We start from the raw sequence: 19600 nt of genomic DNA on the forward strand, positions 1-19600 counted from the left end.
CCCGGTGCCGCGCAATTATCGGGCGGTCCGGCGGATAGGCTAACGTGTTGGCGTACACCCCCGGGGCAGCGGTGCGCTGCCTCTCTTCCTCCCTTGCTAGGAGCGGCCCGTCATGACGGATCTCATTGACACCACTGAGATGTATCTCAGGACCATCCTGGAACTGGAAGAAGAGAACATCGTTGCCCTCCGTGCACGCATTGCCGAACGGCTGCGCCACTCCGGGCCCACGGTTTCCCAGACCATCGGGCGAATGGAACGTGACGGGCTCGTGGTGGTTGCCGGGACGCGTCGGCTGGAACTGACGGAACTGGGCCGGCGCCGGGCCACCGAGGTCATGCGCAAGCACCGCCTGGCCGAACGGCTCCTTGCGGACGTCATTGGACTTGACTGGGCCTACGTCCATGACGAAGCCTGCCGCTGGGAACACGTGATGAGTGAGCGTGTGGAACGGCGCCTGTATGAGCTGCTGGGCCGCCCCACGGAATCGCCCTACGGCAATCCCATTCCCGGCCTCGAGGGGATCGGCGGGGTGGCGGCGGAAGTGTTCATCGCCGGCGTCGTCGACCTGGTGTCCACTGTCGCGTCGGCCGAGCCGGGGACCAAGCTTCGGCTGGTCCGGCTGGCGGAACCCATCCAGGTGGAACCCGAACTGCTTACCCAGCTGGACGAAGCGGGGCTGCGGCCCGGAGCGCAGATCACTGCAGAAGTTGTAGGCGGTTATATTTCCGTGCGTGTTCCGGGCATCGAGGGTGCCTTGGAACTGCCTACGGAAGTGGCATCCCACGTCTTTGTTTCCCCAGTTGGGTAACGGAATGGTCACTTTTGTGACATTTACCCTATAGTGAGTTCCGACGCTGAAACACCATCGTTATCCGGTCCGTCCGCCGAGCCCTGCCAGCGGACCGGAGCACTAAACTCGTCCAGGCAGGGGCGGAGGACCCACTTTCCGGCAGCATTGCTGCCTTGGGGTGAAGCCTTTCGGGAGCCGGCTGCATTTCCTGCATAGTTGCAGGTGATGCCCGCCTTTTCCGGAAAGGCCGAGTTTCTCTACTCGAATCCGACAGCTAACTTCGCAGGCGATCCATGAGAGGGAAAAACTTGTCGAAGCATGCTGCTTCGGGCCGGCGCCGCGCGTCAGCTCCTATTGCACCTGAGCGCCCGCGCAACGCCTCACCGTCAGGCCGCCGGCGCGCCGAAACAAAGTCCGTGTCCGTGGGCGGTGCCGCCCAGAAGGTGGCTATTACCGCTGCCACGTCGGGCCTGATCCTTACGGCCGCCATGCCCACGCATGCGGCAGCGGACGATCCGGTCCAGCACGAGCCGGTGGCGGTCGACGCGCCGGTCTCGGCCGACCCGAACGCTGATATCGGATTCGCCCGGGCCGGGCTGAGCAGCAAATACGACCCGGACGCCAAGCTGGCCGCCATCACGGTTGCCGCCGGCTCGCATGCGGTCCCTGCTGCAGCCAAGGGCACGCTGTCCACGCCCCTGGACTCATCTTTGGTGCAGACCTCCGGGTTCGGCCACCGGGTCAGCCCCATCACCGGGCAGCACGGCGAGATGCATAACGGACAGGACTTCGCCGCCGCCTGCGGTACGGCGGTCAATGCCGCTGCATCCGGCACCGTGGTCTTCGCCGGCTGGCATCCCTACGGCGGCGGCAACCGCGTGGTGATTGACCACGGCAACGGAGTCCAGACCACGTACAACCACCTTTCCAATATTGCCGTCACCGTGGGCGCTGAAGTCGAGCGCGGATTCCTGGTCGGCGCGAGCGGTACAACCGGTTCCTCAACCGGCTGCCACCTGCATTTCGAGGTCATGGTTAACGGCGAAGTAGTGGACCCGCTGAATTGGTTGTAAGCGCTTAAATCAATTGGTTGTAACCAGTTGAATATCGTTTCGTGATCGGAACGTGACATACCTCAAATGTTGCTGTACGCTCATCCTCGTGCCCGATTCGCCAAAGGTGGGGCACCTTCGAACAGATCGCCTAGCTCTGCCACTGTTTGAAGTCCGTTCGCAGAATCGCATGGCAGAGGCGGGGGAACCAATTTCGGGTTTCGAAAGAAACCCTTGGGGTTAAGTTGCAAAAGGCCATTGGCCGGGCAACCGGGTGACTCCCATCCGAATCCGACAGCTCACCTCGTAGGCAATTGGGAGAGGCAAACTTGTGTCATCAAACGCTCATGGCCGCCGTCGCGCTGCCACCGTACAGACCAACCCGATCACTGCACTTTCCAAGGCAGTCAGCAGCAACGCCGGAACCGTAGGCCGCCAGGCCGCCGTCGTAGTTGCAGCATCCGGCCTCGTGCTGGCTGCCGGACTTCCTGCACAGGCTTCCGTAAGCACGGACCGCCAGGCACTCGCAGCAACCCCCCTGAACATCGTGGCCGGCAGCGTTACCGCCCCCGCCAACGCACCGTTCGAGCTTCCCCTGGTTGCCCCCAGCTCCACTTCCGGCGCCGAATACCGCGCACAGGTTGCAGCCGAAGAGGCCGCAGCCCAGGCAGCAGAAGAGCTCGCAGCCTCGCAGGCCGCAGCAGCAACCCAGGCAGCAGCCACCAAGAATGCCGCAGCTGCCCGCACGGCCGCCCCGGCAGCCTCCGGTGCCGCCGTAAAGCCAGCCTCCTCCATGTCGGCTCCGGTCGAAGCACCGGCTTCCGGCAACATCGCAGCTGGCCTGGTTGCTTCCGCCTACGGCCAGATCGGTGTGGCACAGGATTGCACCGCCATGGTCGAGAACGCCCTGCGCTCCGTCGGCAAGGCCGTCGGCGACCTTGGCCCGATGCAGTTCCTGCAGTTCGGTCCCCAGGTTTCCACTCCGGCTCCCGGTGACCTTGTGGTCAACGGCGGCCACGTTGCGATCTACGTCGGCAACGGCCAGGTCATCAGCGGCGGTCTGAACGGCCTGAACACCGGCCTGCATGCCCTCTCGGACCTGGGCGGCGTCAGCTTCGTCCGCGTCAGCTAACCGGAATACGAGACGCGGAGAAAATCATGACCTCGACAATTGAGCGCGCCCGCCACCGGGCGCCGGTGGAACGCACCACTACGCTGAACGCCCTTGCCGGCGCCGTCAGTGCCAACGCCGGAACGGTGGGCCGCCAGGCCGCCGTGATCGCGGCAGCCTCCGGGCTGGTACTGACCACCGGTGTCGCGGCCAATGCCTCCGGGGCGGACGCCATGCGCGACGTCCAGACGAGCACCCTGGATCTTTCCTCGGTCAAGATCCTCCAGGTCTCCGAAAACGCGACGGTTTCGTTCGAACGCGACAGCATCGCCGGCACCACCCCGGCACCCGTGGCGGAACCTGTAGCCCCGGTTGCCGAAGTGCCTGCTGCCGCTGCGGCTCCGAAACCGGCTGCCGTCGCTGCCGGCACGCGTGCTGCTGCCAACACGGTTCCTGCTGCTCAGGCCACCACCCTCAGCACGCCGGCACCTGCGCAGCCCGCGCAGAGCGCCCCTTCCGGCGTAGCATCCACCATTGCAGCCGCTGCCTACGCGCAGCTGGGCATCGGCCAGGACTGCACCCGGTTGGTCACCAACGCGCTGGCCGCGGCCGGAATCAACCACCACGGCTGGCCCGCAAGCTACCTCACCCTTGGACGGACGGTGAGCGCAGCTGAGGCCATCCCCGGTGACCTTATCTACTACGCAGACGGCGGGATGGGCATGGCCCACATCGCCGTGTACGTGGGCGGCGGACAGGCAGTGCACGGCGGTTTCAACGGTGGATCCACCGTTGTGGCTCCGGCTGAGCTCGGCTCCGGCGGCGTCTACATCCGCGTAGGCGGCTAGGCAGCTCCCGGTACAGCATCCATGGCAAGGCCCCTCCTTCGGGAGGGGCCTTGCCTGGTTAAGCCGCAGCCCGGGCACGGAGCCAGGCGGGGTGCTGCGGGCCGGGGCCGAGCCCCTGCACCACCGGCATAAATGGCCAAGAACGCGATCGCGTTCTACTCTTGCATAGACAATCCGATGTGCCGTTGGCGAAAGCGGTGTCTTGTACTCACCGGTTCGCGGGCGGCAGGCGAAGAGGTATGTGCATGCGCACTCTCGTTCTGAATGCTGGATATGAACCGTTGGCCGTGATCACCTTCCGCCGCGCCTTGGTGCTGGTCCTGAATGGAAAGGCGAGTGTGGTGGCGGAAAACGGCGAGCCGGTGGTCGGCCCCAACGAAATCCTCCCCAGGCCTTCGGTGATCCTGCTTCACCGGTACGTGAAAATTCCCTACCGGGAGGGCACCGTAGCCACCCGACGGGGCGTCCTGCGCCGGGATAACCATGAATGCGCCTATTGCGGGAAGGCGGCGGCTACCGTGGACCACGTGGTCCCGCGGTCCCGCGGCGGCGATGACAGCTGGGAGAACCTGGTTGCCTGCTGCCTGCGCTGCAATAACACCAAAGGGGACAGGACACTGGCGCAACTTGGCTGGGAGCTGCGGATTTCCCCCAAAGCGCCCCGGGGTGCGCGCTGGCAGATCCGCGAGCTTGAACGTCCCTCACCGCAGTGGGATCCGTTCCTGCAGAATGACACGGCTGCCTGATGTCCGCTGCCGCTCCTTATGATGCAGTCGTCCTGGCCGGCGGCCGTTCCACGCGCCTTGGAGGCACGCCCAAGGCGCTGCTCCTGGCAGGGGACAGAACCCTGTTGGAAACCACCCTTGCCGCAGTGCAGGATGCACGCAGCATCGCCGTCGCGGGGCCGCCGGACCTGTCGAACCTGCTGAGCTCATCCGCACTGGGCGGGTCCCCGGTGACGCCTCTGCTGGTCCGGGAGGAGCCGGCCTACGCCGGTCCCGCAGCAGCAGTCGGAGCCGCCGTCGCCGCCCTCGCCGACCTCGAGAACAGGGACAGCGCCAGCGGCAGCCTCAATGACGGCGGCCTCAAGGGCCGGGGAGGGAGCCCCTGGACGATGGTCCTGGCCTGCGACATGCCGCAGATCGCCTCCGCCGTCCGGGCCCTGCTGGATGCGGCCGCCGTGCCGCCCGCCGAGAGCCTGCTGGCAGTGGATTCCAGCGGTAACCGCCAGCCGCTGGCGGCGCTTTACCGCACAGCTGACCTGCGCGCCGCTGTTGCTTCCCTGGCCGCGGAGGGTTTAGCGAACAAGTCCATGAAGGCGTTGCTTGCTAGGGTGCAATGGAGGGGTGTTGATGTTCCCCCGACGAGTACAGCCGATGTTGACACCTGGAACGATGCACAAACCCTGGGTGTGAGCGCCGGGGACCTGTCGTAGCACCGGGCGGTCCCCAAGCGAAACGAAGGAGCACGAATGGCAAGCCAGCAGGAACAACTCGAGGCGTGGAGCGGCAGGCTGCTGCAGGCACTGGAACTCGAGGGCACACCGGTGGATGTCTCCGCTGTCCTCGATCTGGCTGCAGCTGCCGCGCACAGCGTGGTGCGGCCTGCCGCCCCGCTGACCACCTTCATTGTCGGGTACGCGGCTGGACTCGCCGCCGGCAGCGGCCAGGCCGACGACGCCGTCGCCATGCGTTCGGCCATGGCGGTAGCCGCGGAACAGTGCCGGAACGCCGCAACGGAAGGAGACGCCCAATGAGCGAACATCCCGCACCCGTCATCCTGCCGGCCCAGCCCAATGCCTCCTGGGCGCAGGCCCGCCACGCCGCCTATGCAGCGGCCCGCCCGCTGCCGTATGAGACGGTGCCCCTGGACGAGGCACTCGGCCGGATCCTGGCCCTCGAAACCACTGCCCTGCAACCGGTACCGCATTACGCCTCCGCCGCGATGGACGGATGGGTTGTTGCAGGACCGCCGCCGTGGACTGTCATTACCCATGAGGAACCCGAGGTGGAACGCTGGCAGATTCACCGCGAATCGGGACGCCGCGCACTCCAGCCGGGCGAGGCCGTGGAAATCCTCACCGGCGGGCTTATCCCCGAAGGCGCCGAAGCCGTGCTGCGCTCCGAAAGCGGCAACGTGTCGGCCACAACGCCGCCGCAGCTGACGCTCAGCGACCGCGCGAAGGAATCCGAACCGCGCACCGGCGAACATATCCGCCCGGCCGGAGAAGAGGCGGCAGCGGGGGAGACCACCATCCCGGCGGGCAAGATGCTCAACCCGGCCCATATTGCACTGGCTGCCGTGTGCGGACATGACACCCTGCCGGTGCTGCGCTCCCCGCGAGTGTCCCTGCTGCTGACCGGGGACGAAGTCATCGAAGCCGGCCTGCCCGAGCCGGGACAGGTCCGAGACACCTTCGGACCCCAGCTGCCGCAACTGATCACGATGCTGGGGGGACGCATCGACGTCGTCCGGCGCCTGCCGGACCGGCTGGAGGAAGTGGTGGCGGCGCTGAGCAGCGAAGCCACGGATGAACTCTCCATCGCAATGTCTTCCGGCGACGTCCTCGTCACTACCGGCGGCACCGGACGTTCCGACGCGGACCACCTGCGCCGTGCCTTGGAAGAGGTCGAGGCTGAACTCCTCATTGACGGAATCGCGATGCGTCCGGGCCATCCCACCATGCTGGCCCGGTTGCAGGACGGCCGCCTGCTGGTAGCGCTGCCCGGCAACCCGCTGGCCGCGATGATGGCGGTCTTCACCATCGTCCAACCGCTGCTGGACGGACTCCGCGGGGCACCGATTTCCCGTGAACGGCATGTCCTGGCCGGGGTGGATCTGGAACCATTGCCCGGACGGACCAGGCTGGTTCCCTGCAGCATCCAGGAAGACCGGGCCATGCCTTCGCCGTATTTCCGCTCCGGAATGCTCCGCGGACTGGCAGAGGCGGACGCCGTTATGGTGGTGCCGCCGGAAGGCTGCATCAGGGACCAGGCCGTGATGGCACTGCCCCTGCCGTGGCAGGTCAACCGCGCACCGTCCGGATAAGCCCGGACACCGGGAAGGCCGGAGAGCGGGACAATCCGGGGGACCCCCGGCCACCCGGAGCCAGAGTCAATGCACTAAAGACAGGGAGACACCATGGGACGGGTTACCCAGCGAGGGCGGGTCACGCGCTTCCGGTTGGACGGGAACGTCAGCCGGCGGGATGACGTATTGGCGGGGGAGGAACCGCTGGAAATCCGGGTGATGGGTAAGTCCTTCACCGTCACCATGCGGACCCCCGGCGATGACTTTGACCTGGTGGCCGGATTCCTGGTCTCCGAAGGGGTGATCTGGGATCCGGCCCAGCTCATCAGCCTGCGGTACTGCGCCGGAGTGGATGACGAAGGCAAACAGACCTTCAACGTGGTGGATGTCCAGCTCCGGCCCGGCACCCCGCTCCCTGACACCGGGATGGAACGGCACGTCTATACGTCCAGCTCCTGCGGCATCTGCGGAACGGCTTCCATCGAGGCGGTCCGGAAGTCCTCGCACTTCGATCCGTCCTCCGACGGCGTGAGGCTCCCGCTGGACATGCTGGCGGCCCTGCCGGACCGGCTGCGCGAAGGCCAGAAGGTCTTCGACCGGACCGGGGGCGTCCATGCGGCGGGTCTTTTCAACGCCGACGGCGAGCTGCTGTGCCTGCGCGAGGACGTGGGCCGGCACAACGCGGTGGACAAGGTGGTGGGGTGGGCCCTGCGCGCCGGGATGCTTCCGCTGCGCGGCATGGTGCTGCAGGTATCCGGACGGGCGTCCTTCGAGCTGGTCCAGAAGGCCCAACTGGCGGGTATCCCGGTACTAGCCGCCGTCAGTGCACCGTCCGCGCTTTCCGTGGATCTGGCCAAGGACGCCGGAATGACGCTGATCGGTTTCAGCCGCGGTACGTCCCTGAACTGCTATTCCGCGCCGGAGCGGATCCTGGCTGCCGCCCCCGCCCCCGTCTAGCCGCAGCCGTCCGGACCCTAGCGGGTGGCCGGAAGCTGGACCGTTGCCGTGGTGCCCTCGCCCACCTTGGAAGCAATCCCCAGTTCTCCGCCGTGCTGGAGCACAATGTCCTGGACGATGGCCAGGCCCAGGCCGGTACCGGGGATGGCAGCGGAGGTGGCGTTGGAGGCACGGAAGAAACGCCGGAACAGATTGGGCAGGTCACCTTCCGGGATGCCGATTCCGGTGTCCCGGATCTGTACCCGCACACCGGGTCCGGCGCCGTCCGGATGGACCAGCGCGGCACTGACCTGCACGGTTCCGCCGGCCGGCGTGAACTTCACGGCGTTGGAGCAGAGATTGGTGAAGACCTGCTCCAGCTGGGCGCGGTCTCCGTCAACCAGCAAGGGATCGGTCCCCAGGTCCAACCGCAGGTCCAGGCTGCTGGCCCCGGCTGCCGGTGCCAGTGAGGCGGCAACGGCGCGCAGGAGTTCTTCCAGGTCCACTTCCTCCACCTCGAGGTTGATCTCGTCCGCATCCTGCCGGGAGATGGTCAGCAGATCGCTGATCAGCTGGTTGAGACGAACGGCATTGCGGCCAACGATCTTGAGCATCTGCGCGACGTCGTCCGGGATGTCCCCGCCGGAGCCGTCCAGGATGAGGTCCAGATAGCCGGTGATCGAGGTCAGCGGTGTCCGCAGCTCGTGGTTGACCGTGGCCACGAAGTCGGTCTTGGCCTGGTCCAGGTCACGCTGGCGTTTGAGTACCATCCGCTGCGCGGTAATGAGGTTGCCCTGCACGAGGCCGTGCGCCAGGTTTCCACTGACATGCTGGATCAGGGAGATCTCCGTGCTCGTCCAGTCCCGCGGGGCACCCTCGCCGGCAAGCCAGAGCAGCCCGAAAGCCTTGTCCCCGTGGCCGAGCGGCACAATCACGGAGGTGCGCAGCCCGGCAGCCCGGGATTCCGTGCTTATCGGTACCGGCTCATCGGCGGGCTGACCGTGGTCTTCCACCGCCATTCCCCGGCCCCGCTCCCACAGCGTTTCGGCCAGCTCACCCGCGGTATGGGCGTTCAACGCGGGAATGCCACCGGAGGTTTCCTCGCGGCTCCACGCCAGGGCCAGTTCCGGAACGCGCTCATCCGGGAAGGTCACCAGCAGTGCATGGTCCGCTTCGAAGGTGGCTCCGAGTCCGTGAACCACTACCTCGGCCATCTGCTGCGGATCATTCGTGGCCCGGATGGCGGCGGAAATACGGCGCGTGTCCGCCCGGAGCCGCGATGTGGCCGCCCGCCGGTCCCTGCGCGCCCGGGCGGTGGCCAGGATGAGGTTGATCCGGCGTGCCAGATCCTCGGGGTCCACCGGGCTGGCCACGAAGTCGGCGATGCCCAGGTCAACCATGAAGTCCATGTCCAGCCCGGCTTCGCCTGCCACGAGGATGACCGGCAGCTTGGTCATGGCCGGTTCGTGCCGGAGGCGCTTGAGCATGTCCATTCCGGCGACCTGGCGGATGGTGGAATCCACCACCGCCAACACCGGCGAGCCGGCACGTGCAGCTTCCATGGCCTCGTCGAGGTCCAGCACGGGGACTGCTTCCAAGCCCGCATCGGCGAGAATTCCGGCCACAACGGAGAAGACCTCGGGTTGTTCAACGGCAACCAGTGCCGTGGGACGCGGTTGCGCGCCGGGAGTGTTGCCCTCCGAAGAGGCGCCGCCCGTGGGGGCGGCTAAGGGTTTGAGTGCCGGGGGCATTACGGCCTTTCGTCGGTGCCCGGTTCAGCTCCAGGGGCAGCGATTCGAAGTGTACCAGCGCCCGGAGCCAAACTAGTGACTTGGTTCACTGTGCCCTCAGGAACAGATTCCGGCGGAGTTTCAGCCACTAGCGATCGGCCGGGAACGGCCTTCGGACGGGCTTAAGCTGGAACGTGCGGATATCGGAGGAACAGACATGAGCATGGAAGGCGCAGCGTGGGGTTCGCTGATGCAGATCTCCCGCGCCAAGGGCGTAGACGGCAAGATTTCGCGGGAAACCCTGAAGCGGATTGTCCGCTTTGCCGCTCCCTACCGGACCCGGCTCCTGGGGTTCGTTTTACTGTCCGTGGTGGGCGCGTTCCTGGCCGTGGCGACGCCGGTCCTGGCCGGGCAGGTGGTCAACTCCATTGTGGCCGGCACAGCGCCGGGCGTGGTGATCCGGCTGGCCCTGCTGATTGCCGCCGTCGCGGTGGCGGACGCGGCAGTCTCCCTGGCTACGCGCTGGTTTTCCTCGCGCATCGGCGAAAGCGTCATCCTGGACCTGCGCACCGCGGTGTTCGACCACGTCCAGAAAATGCCCATTGCCTTCTTTACCCGCACGCGTACGGGTGCGCTGGTCAGCCGGCTCAACAATGACGTCATCGGCGCCCAGCAGGCCTTCAGCGGGACCCTTTCCGGTGTGGTGAGCAACGTCGTCGCACTGGTACTGACCCTCATCGTGATGCTCGGTACCTCTTGGCAGGTGACCGTATTGGCCATGTTGCTGCTGCCGGTGTTCCTGCTGCCGGCACGCCGGATGGGCGGCCGGCTTGCCGCGCTCCGCCGGGAGGCTGCCAACCACAACGCGTCCATGGGTACGCAGATGACCGAGCGGTTCTCCGCACCCGGTGCCACCCTGGTCAAACTGTTCGGACGGCCCGACGCCGAATCCCGCGAGTTTGCGCTCCGTGCCTCCCGGGTGCGGGACATCGGCGTGAAGATGGCAATGATGCAGGCCGTCTTCGTGACGGCCCTGACCCTGGTATCCGCCCTGGCCCTGGCCCTGGTCTACGGGCTGGGCGGTTACCTGGCGCTGCAGGGCAGCCTGAACACGGGCGACGTCGTCACGCTGGCGCTGCTGCTGACCCGGCTTTATGCGCCGCTGACCTCCCTGGCCAACGCCCGCGTGGAGATCATGAGCGCGGTAGTGAGCTTCGAGCGGGTCTTCGAAATCCTGGACCTTCGTCCCTTGATCCGGGAGAAGGAATCCCCGGCACCGGTGCCGGCCGGACCGCTGAGCGTGGAGTTCGACGACGTCCGGTTTGCCTATCCCACCGCGGACAAAGTGTCCCTCGCGTCGCTGGAAGAGGTGGCTGTCCTGGACACCCGCGGCGGGGAGGAAGTCCTGCACGGAGTGTCTTTCCGCGTTGAACCGGGGCAGACCGTCGCCCTGGTTGGAACCTCGGGGGCGGGCAAATCGACCATTGCGCAGCTGCTGGCACGGCTGTACGACGTCGATTCGGGTGCCGTGCGCTTCTCCGGTACGGATGTGCGGGACGTGAGTTTCGCCGGCATCCGGCAGGCACTGGGCATGGTGACCCAGGACGGGCACCTGTTCCACGAGACCATCCGGGCCAACCTGCTGCTGGCTAACCCCGACGCCAGTGAAGAGGAAGTCTGGGATGCGCTGCGCCGGGCGCGGCTGGAGGACATGGTGCGGTCCCTGCCGGACGGGCTGGAAACGATGGTGGGGGAGCGCGGCTACCGGCTTTCCGGCGGGGAGCGCCAGCGGATGACCATCGCGCGGCTGCTGCTGGCCCAGCCGCGGATCGTGATCCTGGACGAGGCCACCGCCGCTTTGGATTCCACTTCCGAGGCCGCCGTGCAGGCCGCCCTGGGCGAGGCGCTGCTGGGGCGGACCGCCGTCGTGATTGCCCACCGGCTCTCTACCATCCGCAACGCCGACCGGATCCTGGTCATTGAGGGCGGACGGATCGCGGAACAGGGAACGCACGCGGAACTGCTGGCGCGGGAGGGACGCTACGCGGAGCTGTACAACACCCAGTTCGCCGTGGCCCGGGACGAGGAACGGAACTCCGCGGACCTGTCCTGAGGCCTAGCTGATGCTGCCTTCCATCGGTGCTACGAGGACCCGGGTGCCGCGGCTCTCGAAGGCAGCCTTGTCGCTGTCGGAGATGCCGCTGTCCGTGATCAGGTTGCTAAAGACGTATCCGCTGAGCGTGGCAAAGCTCCGGTTTCCGATTTTGGAGGAATCGGCGACGATGTAGGTTTCCGATGCCCTCCGGGACATCAGCGAGTTGACGGCTGCTTCCCCTTCATCGCTGACCGTGGGACCTACTTCGGCATCCAGTCCGTTGACCCCTACAAACGCGAAATCCAGGGCCACGCGCTGCAGGATGACATCGGTATAGGGCCCAACCAGTTCATAGGAGCGCGGATTCACGACCCCGCCGGTCACCATGACCCGGATATTGGGGCGGACTACCAGTTGGACAGCGATGTTGATGGCGTTCGTGACCACGGTAAGGGTCGGCCTGTTTGACGGTTCCATGAGGTCCCGCCGCATGCCCAGCGCCTGCGCGATGGCGGTGCTGGTGGTTCCCCCGCACAAGCCGATCACGGCACCCTTGGGCACCAAGGAGCTCGCAGCCCGGGCTATGGCCTGCTTTTCAGCGGTGTGCTCGTCGCGCGAGTAGCGCGTGGGCAGATCATAGGCGACTGCTTCCATGGTTGCCCCGCCCCGGGTCCGGCTCAAGAGCCGCTGTGCAGCGAGGCTGTCCAAGTCCCGACGGGCAGTGGCCGGGGACACTTTGAGGGACACTACTATTTCCTCAACCTGCACGTGCCCGCGGGCGGCAAGGAGGTCGAGGATCGCGTTGAGCCGCGCTGTCTTCTCCATCGGGTTTCAGTCCAGGTCCGCAGGGACGGCCCGGGCGAAGAGGGATAACAAGCGGCCGGCCTCGGAGGCAAGCGCGCTCCGGCCTGCGGAAAGGTACGTCCTGGAATCGACGAGATCCTGATCGTTCCCGAGCACCTGGCGCACTGCACGGGTAAAAAAGCCGTTCAGATGCGTGGAAACATTTATTTTCGTCAGCCCAGCAGTAATGGCAGCTACGAGCATTGCATCCGGAACGCCTGAGGAGCCGTGCAGGACCAGCGGGATGTCCAACGCACCTCGGAGTTCCCGGATCAATCCCAGATCGAGCCGGGCGCTGCGCGTGGTCATCGCATGGGATGAACCCACGGCTACCGCCAATGCATCAACGCCGGTGGACAGCGCAAAGTCTGCAGCTTCGAATGGATCCGTCCGCACGCCGGGGTAGTGTGCCCCGTTCTTGCCGCCCACCCTGCCCAGCTCCGCCTCGACATAGACGCCGTACGGTTCCGCGTGTTTCACGACCCGGCTGGTTGCCGCCACATTCTCCCCGTAGGGAAGGTGCGCGCCGTCGTACATCACCGAACTGAACCCAAGCCGGACCGCTTCATAGACCAGCTCTTCATCATCGGCATGGTCCAGATGCAGTGCCACGGGAACGCGGGCTCCGGCGGCTACAGCCAGGCAGGCAACCCCCAGCGGTTCGAGTGAACCGTGGTACGCAACGCAGTTCTGCGAAATCTGCAGGATTACCGGCAATCCCACGGCTTCAGCCCCTTGGATGATCGCTTCTGCGGTTTCCAGATGCAGCACGTTGAAACTCCCGAGGCCCGTTCCAGCCGCAGCGGCCCGGTCCATCAGTGCACGTGTGGAGGTGAGGGTCATCGGAGTTCCTCCCCGTCGCGGTGTCGGGTCACCGTAATCCGGCGTATCAGGGACCGGTGCTCCGGCGAGATTTCACCGGCGGCCGGCATCAGGACAGCCGCCGAGGACCACGCCGCTGCGGTGCGCAGCATCAGTGTGACATCCCGGCAGCCGGCCGCCAGTAGTACGGCTATGGCGGCGACTGCGGCGTCACCCGCTCCGGTGGGGTTTCCTTTCAGGGCGTGACCGAGCCGTGCCTGCAGGAAGTGGCCGGGGTCTGCGGACGTAAACGCCAGCATCCCGTCCTCCCCGCAGCTGAGGAAGACAACGCCGGCTCCTCTGGCAATTAAGACGCGTGCAGCCGTCTGGGGATTTGCTTCACCCGTGGCTTCCAACAGCTCCCGGTGGTTCGGTTTAACGGCGAAGACACCCGCTTCCGCCGCGCGGATGAGATCGGGTCCCGAGGTATCGATGATGCAGGGAACGCCTCGTCGAGAGGCAGCACGGACCAGCCCCGGGTAGAAGTCTGCGGGGGACTGCGGGGGAAGGCTGCCCGACCCCACCAGGCAGTCGGCCGCGCGAAGGTGCTCGCCGGTCTGTTGCTCCAGCGCACGCCACTCCGACGACGAGAGCGCGCTGCCGGTTTCGTTGAAAATGCTGGTGGCGCCGGTAGACCGGTCCACAAAGGCGAGGCTGTGCCGGGTGGCCGGTTCCACCGGCACCAGGCGGTGGGGGATGCCGGAGCGATCGAGGTCCTCCCGGTAGGCACGTCCGGAGGAGCCGCCGCAGGTGGCCACGGCCAGGACGGAAGCGCCGAGCTGGTGGGCCACGCGCGCGACGTTCATACCCTTGCCTCCGGCCCGAACCACCGGCGGTGGAACGCGGTGGCTGTCCCCCGGGTTGAGCTGCTCCACGACATAGGTTTTGTCCAGGGCAGGATTGGCCGTGACGGTCAGGAGCGAGCCCGTCACAGCGGCACCGCCGTCAGGCCGCGGGCATGCAGTGCCGCTCCGATCAATCCCGCGTCCTGTCCCAGCATTGAGATCCGGATCCCGGGCCGGCGGTGGAAGGACAGTCTGGCATCAACGGCTCGGGTCAGGGGAGCGGTGAGGAACTCCCCGGCCTGGGACAATCCGCCGCCAAGGATCACGGCCTCGGTGCCAAGCAGCGCCGCGAGCTGGCAGATGCCTGCTGCGAGGCCGTCCACGGCGGCATCCCAGACTTCACCCGCCCGGACATCCCCGCTGCGGGCCGCCCGGACTACCTCGTCCGCCCCCACGGCTTTCCGGCCCGTCCTTTCGTTGTACCGGCGCACGATGGCCCCGGCGGAACTGATCGTTTCGAGGCACCCGTGTGCCCCGCAGGCACAGGCGAAGCCGCCAGGAACGGGGGTGTGCCCGATTTCCCCGGCAAACCCGTCCCCGGCTACCCGGGCACCGTCACAGAAAATTGCACCGGCTATTCCCGTGCCGATAACCAGCACTACCGCGTTCCGCAGTCCCTGTCCGGCGCCGAGCCGCATTTCGGCCTCACCGGCCGCGCCGACGTCGTGGCCGAAGGCAACCGGCAAACCTGTCTCTTCGCGGAGGCGACGCCCAAACGGATAGTTACTCCACCCCAGGTTCGCGGCCAGGATGCCGACCCCGCCGCGTTCATCAACCAACCCGGGAACCACAAATCCCATGGCCTTCACCGAGGCAGCCGGATAGTCCCTGACAAGACCGTGCGTCAGCTCGGCAACCCGTTTCACTATGGCTTCCCCCGTCCCTGCCCGGGCACGCGGAGTGGGCACGCGTTGGAGGGAATGCAACGCGCCGTCGGGACCGGATAACGCGGCCTTGATATCCGTCCCGCCAACATCGAAGGCAAGGACGGAATCCCCGTCTACCGTAGGAGAACCTGCACCAACCATTTGCGCCGCTAGCCTTCCAGGACCACTGACCGGGTGAGGTGGCGGGGGTGGTCGGGATCCAACCCCCGCGCCAATGCCCGGTCCAGTGTTGTCCTGTGGACTCGCACGAGCTCCGCCAGCGGATGGCGGAGGGAGTGCTGATAGTGCGCACCTGCCGCAACCACATCCGCACGCAGCCCCCGCGGTTCTTTACCAACCATCCAAGTGACCCTGCGCGGCCCGGCAATGGCGATTGGTCCATGCCGGTATTCCATTGCCGGGTAGGACTCCGTCCAGTCCTGGACCGCCTCGCGCATTTTCAACGCTGCCTCGTGGGCCAGACCGACCGTCCACCCCCGGCCCAGGAAGCTGAACTGTTCAGCCCCAAGGAGCTCGGCAGGGATCGGTTCCGCCAGGACGTTCCGCGCATCCTCCACGGCGCTGCCCAGATCCATGCCCGTGGCCGTCAACAGGTAGGCCAGGGCAGAGGTGGCAAAGCGGGTCTGCACAACGGATGATTCGTCAGCATAGGGGAGGGCAACCACACCCCGGGCCAGCCCCGCGGCGGGTGAACCGGCGTCGGCCAGGACCGCGGTAGAGGGCATCGCCTCCCCGACGAGGTCCAGTAATTCCAGAACCTCCGTAGTAGTGCCGGAACGGCTGATGGCGACGACGGCGTCGTATCCCCGGGCGCTCACCGCCGCGGCTTCCGATGCTGCGAATGCGTCTGTCTCCCCGCCGCCGGAGGCCTCCCGGACCGCAGCATAAGACTGGGCCATGAACCATGACGTGCCGCAGCCGATCACTGCCACGCGCTTGCCGGGGGCCGGAAGGAGGTCCTCGGCATGCGCCTGGGCAATGGCACGCTCCCAAACGTCCGGCTGCGAGTGCAGTTCTTTGCGCATCATGCTCCCGGCAGCAGGTGCCTGGGGAGCGGTAAAGGATTCAGGCATGCTCGGCTCCTCTGGGCTGGCCCTCCGGATCGGACGAGAGTTGGTCAATGATGCGCTCTGATTGAAGTTGCTGTCTATAGATCAGAAATAATCAAGCAAATGATCCGAACACATCCAGGGATGAACCCGCACGACGGTGTGCGGGTTGCGGGCCTTTCTTTAGACGGGCGGCGCCGGACCCCTTGACGGACCGGGGCAGGAGGGCCAGTATCTTCCATCAACTGATGTTCGCTGATCGAATATCCCCTTTTGCTATCAAGTTCCATCATCAGCCAAGGGTGCTCAGGCCGTCCGGCGGCCTCGGCGTCGTGGCTCGGATTCGCGGCCCGGCCGTGACTGTCTGAAAGAGGATCCAATGAAGAGCAAACTTCGAACCGGCATGATGGCCCTAGCCGCGGCGGGAGCGCTTACGGTGTCTTCCTGCGGTTTCGGGGGAAGCGGGGACTCGGGCGAGGAAGGCGGGGCCAGCACCCTGGACCTGCTTGTTCCCAGCTATTCCGACGGCACCAAGGCCCTCTGGGAAGGGGTCATCGAAGATTTCGAAGCCGCCAACGAGGACATCAGCGTGAACCTGCAGGTGGAGTCCTGGGAAAACCTGGAATCGGTGCTGCAGACGAAAATCCAGGCCGGAGAGGCGCCCGACATTTACAACGGCGGTGCATTTTCTGCTTTTGCGGATGAGGGGCTGCTCTATCCGGCGAACGAGGTGGCCTCAGAGGAGACCATCGCCGACTTCCAAGAGTCGTTCGCAGAAAACGAGATGCTCGACGGCACCCAGTACGGCTTGCCGTTGATCGCTTCGGTACGTGCCCTGTTCTACAACCAGGATCTGTTCGATGCTGCAGGCATCCAGGCCCCTCCCACCACCTGGGACGAACTCCATGCAGCCGCCCAGGAGATTTCGGCCACCGGCGTTCCCGGGTACGGAATGCCGCTCGGATCGGAAGAGGCGCAGGGCGAAAGCCTCATCTGGTTCGCCGGCAACGGCGGCGGCTTTGGGGACGAATCGGAGATCACGGTGAATACGCCCGAGAACCTCGAGGCAGCAGAGTTTATGAAGAAAATGATCTCCGACGGCGTCACCCAGCCGGATCCGGGCGCCACCCAGCGCACTCCTATGATCAACGTCTTCGCGCAGGGGCAGATCGGGATGGTCTACGCCTTGCCGCAGACCGTTGGCCAGATTAAGGAAGAGAACCCGGACCTGAACTATGGGATTGCCAGCGTCCCCACCAACAGCGGCGAACCTTCCACCCTCGGGGTCGCGGACCGCTTGATGGCCTTCAAGAACGATGAGGACAAGCAGGAGGCCATTAAGGCGTTCATGGACTTCTTCTACGCGGAAGACAACTACGTGGACTGGGTGGAGACCGAAGGTTTCCTGCCCACCACCAAGAGTGGATCCGAGGCGATGGGCTCGGATGAAAGCTTGAAGCCGTTCCTGGACATGCTGCCGACCGCCGAGTTCTATCCGACCACCAACCCCGCCTGGAACGCGGCCGACGGAGCGTTCAAGTCCCTTATGGGCCAACTGGAGGACCAGGACGCACAGACAGTACTGGAGCAGATCCAGTCCAAGGCCGACGCAGCCTGACACCCGTCCCGAGGGGCCGTGTCTACCGATGCGGCCCCTCCCGGTCCAGAACGGTTTGAGCCTATGAGTACAGTCCGCCACCCGGGTGTGAGGGTTCGCCGGCAGAAGCTCCGAAACAGTGAAAGCGGATGGGCTGCCTTGCCCTGGATCGCTCCGGTGCTGGCCCTGGTGTTCGGAGTTGTGATCTTTCCTGCCGGCTACATGATCTACAGTTCGACCCGCCGCATCAGCCAGGCCGGTACGAACGTGGAAGGTGTGGGGCTGGCAAACTACCGGACGGTCTTCGAAGACCCCAACCTGCCCCGTGTCCTCCTCAATACCGTGGTGTGGGTAACGGTTGTGGTTGCCCTGACCGTTGTCATTTCACTGGCCCTGGCGAACTTCCTGAACAAGCCGTTCCCGGGCCGAACGCTCGTCCGGATGGCAGTTGTGGTCCCTTGGGCGGCCAGCGTAGTCATGACCACAACGGTGTTTTACTACGGGTTGGACCGGGACTACGGGATCATGAACAAGTTCATGGTCGACGTCGGGCTGCTGGACGCCTCCTACGGTTTCACCAAGAATGTTGCCACCGCCCTCGGGGCGGCCATCGTGGTGGGGGTGTTCGTGTCCCTTCCGTTCACCACCTATACCTTGCTTGCCGGGATGCAGGCCATTCCCGGGGATGCCCTTGAGGCAGCCAAAATGGACGGCGCGGGACCGGTGCGCACTTACTTCAGCGTGGTGCTGCCCCAGCTGCGCGGCGCGCTCGCAGTCGCCGTGCTGATCAACATCATCAATGTCTTCAATAACCTCCCGATCCTGCGGATCATGACGGGATCCATTCCCGGCTACAGTGCGGACACCCTGATGACGTACATCTTCAAAGTGCTTCAGTTTGACCGGCGCCTGGACGTGGCGAGCGCGCTCAGCGTGGTGAACTTCGCCGTCGTGCTGGTGATCGTGGCCGCGTACGTGAAGATCGTCAAACCGATGAAGGAGGCATGAAGTGGCCATCACCGCCCCGGCCCCTATCCGCACTGCTGTCCCGGCACCCGCGCGCCCCCGCCGGTATGCCGATAACGTCAGTGCCCGGCGGATGTGGGGACGTACCGCTGCCGGTGCCGTTATCGCTCTGCTGTTCCTGACGCCCTACCTGGTGATGTTCGTCGGCTCGTTGAAGACCCGCCCGGAAATCCTGTCGGTTCCGCCTGAGTATCTTCCGCAGGAGGGCCTGCAGTTCGGCAACTACCAGTCCATGTGGGACACACCGGAAACGCCTCTGACCTACAACCTGGTTTCAACCGTCATCATTGCCGTGTTTGCCACGGTTCTGGTGCTGCTTGTGGCCACGCCTGCTGCCTATTACACGGCCCGGTTCCGTTTCCCAGGCCGTTTGGCATTCCTGTTTCTGGTGATCGTGACGCAGATGCTGCAGCCGGCGGTGCTGACCGCGGGGCTTTTCCGCCAGATGCTGTGGCTGGACCTCAACGACACGTGGCTGGCCATGATCCTGATCAACGCGGCTTTCAATCTTTCCTTCGCGTTGTGGATCATGCATAGTTTTTTTGCCGCAGTTCCCCGCGAGATTGACGAGGCGGCGCAGATCGACGGCGCCGGGCGGCTCAAGGTGCTTTTCCGGATCAACCTGCCGCTGGTCTGGCCGGGGATCGTTACGGCAGTGATCTTCACCTTCGTTTCGTCCTGGAACGAATTCGCAGCGAGCCTGGTCATCATGTCCACGGCGGAGAACCAGCCGCTGTCAGTGGCGCTGACGAAATTCATCGGCCAGTACGCCACCAGCTGGCAATACGTGTTTGGGGTTTCGATCGTGGCGATCGTGCCGGTGATTATCCTGTTCGCGGTCATCGAGAAGCGCCTGATCGGCGGGCTCACGGCCGGCGCCGTTAAATAGCCGGGAAC

At 65.5% G+C, this 19600-nt stretch carries 19 protein-coding genes and 2 riboswitches; of the genes, 13 read left to right on the forward strand and 6 right to left on the reverse strand.

The genetic code is table 11. The features are described from left to right. Positions 1 to 112: 112 nt before the first annotated feature. From LJ760_RS11300 to fdhD, 9 genes are all read left to right on the forward strand, one after another. Positions 113 to 811 carry a metal-dependent transcriptional regulator gene (locus LJ760_RS11300; RefSeq protein ID WP_227922988.1) on the forward strand — a complete coding sequence of 233 codons (699 nt, stop codon included), beginning with the start codon at positions 113 to 115 and terminating at the stop codon, positions 809 to 811. Between the two features lie 90 nt (positions 812 to 901). Continuing rightward, a riboswitch (cyclic di-AMP (ydaO/yuaA leader) is annotated at positions 902 to 1098 on the forward strand. Positions 1099 to 1101: 3 nt separating this feature from the next. Next, positions 1102 to 1866, forward strand: a complete 765-nt coding sequence (locus LJ760_RS11305) for a M23 family metallopeptidase (protein ID WP_227922990.1) — start codon at positions 1102 to 1104, stop codon at positions 1864 to 1866. A 148-nt stretch (positions 1867 to 2014) separates the two neighbouring features. After that, positions 2015 to 2173: riboswitch (cyclic di-AMP (ydaO/yuaA leader) on the forward strand. A 3-nt stretch (positions 2174 to 2176) separates the two neighbouring features. After that, positions 2177 to 2977, forward strand: a complete 801-nt coding sequence (locus tag LJ760_RS17495) for an NlpC/P60 family protein (protein ID WP_227922992.1) — start codon at positions 2177 to 2179, stop codon at positions 2975 to 2977. Between the two features lie 26 nt (positions 2978 to 3003). After that, positions 3004 to 3804 (forward strand): NlpC/P60 family protein, encoded by an 801-nt coding sequence (locus LJ760_RS11315; RefSeq protein WP_227922994.1) that lies wholly within the window; start codon positions 3004 to 3006, stop codon positions 3802 to 3804. Positions 3805 to 4049: 245 nt separating this feature from the next. Continuing rightward, positions 4050 to 4550 carry an HNH endonuclease gene (locus tag LJ760_RS11320; protein WP_227922996.1) on the forward strand — a complete coding sequence of 167 codons (501 nt, stop codon included), beginning with the start codon at positions 4050 to 4052 and terminating at the stop codon, positions 4548 to 4550. Then, positions 4550 to 5239: a molybdenum cofactor guanylyltransferase gene (gene mobA / locus LJ760_RS11325; protein WP_227922999.1), complete on the forward strand. Its 690-nt coding sequence runs from the start codon at positions 4550 to 4552 to the stop codon at positions 5237 to 5239. Before LJ760_RS11320 ends, mobA begins: the two co-directional genes overlap by 1 nt. 36 nt (positions 5240 to 5275) lie before the next feature. Beyond that, positions 5276 to 5560, forward strand: a complete 285-nt coding sequence (locus tag LJ760_RS11330) for a DUF6457 domain-containing protein (protein ID WP_227923001.1) — start codon at positions 5276 to 5278, stop codon at positions 5558 to 5560. Then, positions 5557 to 6852 (forward strand): molybdopterin molybdotransferase MoeA, encoded by a 1296-nt coding sequence (locus LJ760_RS11335; RefSeq protein WP_227923003.1) that lies wholly within the window; start codon positions 5557 to 5559, stop codon positions 6850 to 6852. The genes LJ760_RS11330 and LJ760_RS11335 overlap by 4 nt, the downstream gene beginning before the upstream one ends. A 93-nt stretch (positions 6853 to 6945) precedes the next feature. Further along, complete coding sequence (gene fdhD, locus LJ760_RS11340; protein WP_227923007.1) at positions 6946 to 7791, forward strand: formate dehydrogenase accessory sulfurtransferase FdhD; 846 nt, start codon at positions 6946 to 6948, stop codon at positions 7789 to 7791. A gap of 17 nt (positions 7792 to 7808) precedes the next feature. Here the strand turns inward: fdhD and LJ760_RS11345 are convergent, their stop codons facing one another. Next, complete coding sequence (locus tag LJ760_RS11345; RefSeq protein ID WP_227923009.1) at positions 7809 to 9521, reverse strand: ATP-binding response regulator; 1713 nt, start codon at positions 9519 to 9521, stop codon at positions 7809 to 7811. 196 nt (positions 9522 to 9717) lie between these two features. Between LJ760_RS11345 and LJ760_RS11350 the strand changes: the two genes are divergently transcribed. Then, positions 9718 to 11613, forward strand: coding sequence for an ABC transporter ATP-binding protein (locus LJ760_RS11350; RefSeq protein WP_227923011.1), 1896 nt, complete (start codon positions 9718 to 9720; stop codon positions 11611 to 11613). Positions 11614 to 11616: 3 nt separating this feature from the next. Here the strand turns inward: LJ760_RS11350 and LJ760_RS11355 are convergent, their stop codons facing one another. The 5 genes from LJ760_RS11355 to LJ760_RS11375 are packed head-to-tail and all read right to left on the reverse strand — an operon-like array spanning position 11617 to position 16104. After that, positions 11617 to 12420: a DeoR/GlpR family DNA-binding transcription regulator gene (locus LJ760_RS11355; protein WP_227923014.1), complete on the reverse strand. Its 804-nt coding sequence runs from the start codon at positions 12418 to 12420 to the stop codon at positions 11617 to 11619. A gap of 6 nt (positions 12421 to 12426) precedes the next feature. Beyond that, positions 12427 to 13281, reverse strand: a complete 855-nt coding sequence (locus LJ760_RS11360) for a class II fructose-bisphosphate aldolase (protein ID WP_227923016.1) — start codon at positions 13279 to 13281, stop codon at positions 12427 to 12429. Next, positions 13278 to 14231 (reverse strand): 1-phosphofructokinase family hexose kinase, encoded by a 954-nt coding sequence (locus LJ760_RS11365; RefSeq protein WP_227923018.1) that lies wholly within the window; start codon positions 14229 to 14231, stop codon positions 13278 to 13280. Before LJ760_RS11365 ends, LJ760_RS11360 begins: the two co-directional genes overlap by 4 nt. Then, positions 14228 to 15172 carry an ROK family protein gene (locus LJ760_RS11370; protein ID WP_227923021.1) on the reverse strand — a complete coding sequence of 315 codons (945 nt, stop codon included), beginning with the start codon at positions 15170 to 15172 and terminating at the stop codon, positions 14228 to 14230. Before LJ760_RS11370 ends, LJ760_RS11365 begins: the two co-directional genes overlap by 4 nt. 8 nt (positions 15173 to 15180) lie before the next feature. Further along, the gene (locus LJ760_RS11375; RefSeq protein WP_227923023.1) at positions 15181 to 16104 is read right to left on the reverse strand and encodes an SIS domain-containing protein; all 924 of its coding nucleotides are present in this window, start codon (positions 16102 to 16104) and stop codon (positions 15181 to 15183) included. Positions 16105 to 16459: 355 nt separating this feature from the next. On the opposite strand from LJ760_RS11375, the gene LJ760_RS11380 reads away from it, so the two are divergent. The 3 genes from LJ760_RS11380 (at position 16460) to LJ760_RS11390 (ending at position 19592) form a co-directional block, all read left to right on the forward strand. After that, positions 16460 to 17698 carry an extracellular solute-binding protein gene (locus tag LJ760_RS11380; RefSeq protein ID WP_227923026.1) on the forward strand — a complete coding sequence of 413 codons (1239 nt, stop codon included), beginning with the start codon at positions 16460 to 16462 and terminating at the stop codon, positions 17696 to 17698. 63 nt (positions 17699 to 17761) lie between these two features. Further along, a complete protein-coding gene (locus tag LJ760_RS11385) occupies positions 17762 to 18685 on the forward strand; it encodes a carbohydrate ABC transporter permease (RefSeq protein WP_227923028.1) in 924 nt (307 codons plus the stop codon). A 1-nt stretch (position 18686) separates the two neighbouring features. Beyond that, positions 18687 to 19592 carry a carbohydrate ABC transporter permease gene (locus LJ760_RS11390; RefSeq protein ID WP_227923031.1) on the forward strand — a complete coding sequence of 302 codons (906 nt, stop codon included), beginning with the start codon at positions 18687 to 18689 and terminating at the stop codon, positions 19590 to 19592. The last annotated feature ends 8 nt before the right edge of the window (positions 19593 to 19600 follow it).

The organism is Arthrobacter sp. zg-Y895 (assembly GCF_020731025.1).
Lineage (GTDB): Bacteria > Actinomycetota > Actinomycetes > Actinomycetales > Micrococcaceae > Arthrobacter_B.